3 protein-coding genes are annotated in these 3,080 nt (G+C 61.5%); all 3 read right to left on the reverse strand.

Going from position 1 to position 3,080, the window contains the following annotated elements; translation table 11 throughout:
• Window positions 1-116: 116 nt before the first annotated feature.
• The 3 genes from fdxA to CXY71_RS00335 are packed head-to-tail and all read right to left on the reverse strand — an operon-like array spanning window position 117 to window position 2,621.
• Window positions 117-437 (reverse strand): ferredoxin, encoded by a 321-nt coding sequence (gene fdxA, locus CXY71_RS00325; RefSeq protein WP_104133757.1) that lies wholly within the window; start codon window positions 435-437, stop codon window positions 117-119.
• Window positions 438-486: 49 nt separating this feature from the next.
• Window positions 487-1,863 carry a SufS family cysteine desulfurase gene (locus CXY71_RS00330; protein WP_104133758.1) on the reverse strand — a complete coding sequence of 459 codons (1,377 nt, stop codon included), beginning with the start codon at window positions 1,861-1,863 and terminating at the stop codon, window positions 487-489.
• Window positions 1,860-2,621 carry a metalloregulator ArsR/SmtB family transcription factor gene (locus CXY71_RS00335; RefSeq protein ID WP_104133759.1) on the reverse strand — a complete coding sequence of 254 codons (762 nt, stop codon included), beginning with the start codon at window positions 2,619-2,621 and terminating at the stop codon, window positions 1,860-1,862. Before CXY71_RS00335 ends, CXY71_RS00330 begins: the two co-directional genes overlap by 4 nt.
• Window positions 2,622-3,080 lie beyond the last annotated feature (459 nt).

The following is a 3,080-nucleotide window of genomic DNA, read 5'->3' on the forward strand; positions in this document are numbered from 1 at the left end:
TATTCTTGGTTTGCTAATTCTCGGACCTCGTCAGAGATCCCCGTCGTGGTTGTGGGTGCACTCATCTACTTCTCCTTGTCAGTTGTTGAAAGTTTCTGTCGGGCAATTGGGGGCGATCAGTGCCCCTGGGGTGGCAGGGCGGCCACGAGCGGGTGATCCTTGTCATAGGGACCCACCTTCGCCGCTCCGCCCGGGGAGCCGATGTCGTCGAAGAACTCGACATTGGCCCTGTAATAGTCGGCCCACTGCTCCGGCACGTCGTCTTCGTAGTAGATCGCCTCGACCGGGCAGACAGGTTCACAGGCACCGCAGTCGATGCATTCATCGGGGTGGATGTAGAGCGAGCGCTCGCCCTCATAAATGCAATCGACCGGGCATTCGTCAATACATGCCCTGTCCTTGACATCCACGCACGGCAACGCGATGACATACGTCACAGTGCGGCCCGCACCGAGTGCTCCAAGAATATTTCCTGACCGAACCCCATTAGGCTGCCACCCCAAATACCGCGGGCACCTGATCGAGAGCGTTCAGTAGGGCGTTGACCTCGGTCACCGTGTTGTATGCGGCGAAGCTGGCTCGTGTCGTCGCCGCCACGTTCATGCGCTGATGCAGCGGCATGGCGCAATGGTGGCCAACCCGAACGGCGACCCCGGCATCGTCAAGGATTTGGCCGACATCATGCGCGTGCACACCGTCGACCACGAATGAGACCACACCAGATCGGTCTTGGCTGTCGATCGGCCCGATGACTCGAACCCACGGTCGTTTTGCGAGGCCGGCGAGCAGAACCTCGGTCAGGGCGTGCTCGTGGGCACTCACCCGCGACATACCCAAGCGGGTCAAGTAATCGCAGGCAGCGGCCAGGCCTACGGCCTGTGCTGCCACCGGGACACCGGCCTCGAAGCGTTGCGGCGGTGCGGCGTAGGTCGAGCCTTCCATGCGGACGGATTCGATCATCGAGCCTCCGGTGAGGAATGGGGGCATGGCTTCCAGGAGAGCGTAGCGGCCCCAGAGGACGCCGACCCCTAGGGGGCCGAACATCTTGTGGCCGCTGAAAGCGACGAAGTCCACGCCGAGATCGACTACGTCAATGGCTAAGTGCGGTACCGACTGGCTGGCGTCCAGGACGGTCAATGCACCGACCATCCTGGCTCGATCCACGATGACTGCAACAGGATTGATCGTACCCAGAACGTTGGACACCTGAGTGAATGCGACCACCTTGGTATGCTCAGTAATCACTGTCTCCAGATCGGTCAGGTCAAGACGGCCATCGTCAGTGACACCAATCCAGCGCAGGGTAGCGCCGCTGCGCCGGGCAAGTTCCTGCCACGGAACGAGATTGGCGTGATGCTCCATCCCAGTGACCACTATTTCGTCTCCCGCGCCGAGCTTGAAGCGCGCCGCAACATCCGTGTCGACGCCGTACATGGCCCCCACCGCCGCCGCATTGCTGAAGGAATACGCCACAAGATTCAGCGCTTCGGTCGCGTTTTTGGTGAACACCACCTCCTGAGTGTGCGCACCGATGAAACGGGCAACCGTCGCTCGCGCAGACTCAAACGCGTCGGTGGCTTCCTCAGCCAGTTGATGAGCGCCACGGTGAACCGCAGCATTGTGCTGCTCATAGAACGAACGCTCTGCTTCGAGCACCTGACGCGGCTTCTGCGACGTCGCCCCGGAATCCAAATACACCAACGGTTTAGCGCCACGGACCAGACGCGTAAGAATGGGAAAATCGGCACGGATGGCGGCCGACTCTTCGGTGGTGAATGCCTCATTCGCACCGACGTCACACTGCGTATTATCGGAGTCGGCGATCGTCTGCACTCCGGAAATTATCCCTGCACTGATACTCATGCAATAGACCCTTCACTTGGGTTGTTCGTTTCGGACGTCGTCGGCATGGCAAGAGCGTCGACGGGGATCACCGTCGTACAGACGTGCTCGCCCCCAACAAGTGTTGTTTGCCGTTCAACCGGCACTCCCAGCAGTCGCGAAAACACTTCGGTCTCAACGTCGCAGAAAACCGGGAACTCGGCTGCGACGTGTAAAACCGGGCAATGCCCCTGGCACAGCTGCACGCTGGCCACGGGCAGTCCCTCTTCGGCCGAACGGATCGACGCTGCAAAACCGTCAGCGCTCAGGACCGATGCCAGTGCCTGTGCGCGAGCGCGCACATCGCCACCCGTTGGGGGCAGCTGTGCGGCATACCGCGCTTCGAGCTGTGCGCTACGCTCACGGGCGAACTCGCCCACGGCATCCGCACCGGCGTGTTCTGCAAGAAAGCGCAACGCCGAGGTGGCCACATCGGCGTAGTCACTACTCATCCCGGCATGACCAGCCTCGGAGAGAACGTACGCGCGGGCCGGCCTGCCACGGCCACCGGCTGTGGCGACCTCGCGTTCCTCGATGGCGCCTTGCTCGGCGAGCAGGTCAAGGTGACGGCGAACGGCGGCGGGCGTCAGTCCCAAACGTGAGGCAAGGTCGGCAGCGGTAAGCGGGCCATCCGCAGCGAGCAGCTGCTGGACCCGGTCCCATGTGCGGGTCTCAACACCATTCGATCCAGGCGTCGACCCGTCTGTACCCTCGGATCCGCGGCGGTGGGTTATTAACATTACACAAGCATGCTCTAATTTGACTCGGCTATCAAGTCGGCGCGTCGACTCATAAAAACCTCCGTCCATGGTGGGCTTTCGCAGTTTGGCCTGGACTCACGTGGCGTAAGCAAGGGTTAGCTGTTGGACTATTTCGGGTGCGCTTTCATAAATGCCCACCGCTCCCTGTTTTGGGACATTACGGTCCGAAACTATTGAGAGAGACAAGGCGGCGTCCAAAATGCCGACCTCTGGCGGCTTTTACTTGGTGTCGAAAGACGGTCCTGGAGCGCCCAATTTCGATGACGGGCGCGACAGATCGTCTGCCGGGCCGGGACAATGGAGTGGGGGGGCTGCGCTCACCGGGGTACGACCTGTGGCCTTGCACAGGCGCAGGCGTGACCCGGCATCACCTGCGCAAACGCCCAGGAGCTCGCCTAGCCACCCTGCCGCCCCGCAAAAGCGGCATCGCCCACCTTC

It is taken from the genome of Cryobacterium sp. Y62, assembly GCF_002929785.1.
Lineage (GTDB): Bacteria > Actinomycetota > Actinomycetes > Actinomycetales > Microbacteriaceae > Cryobacterium.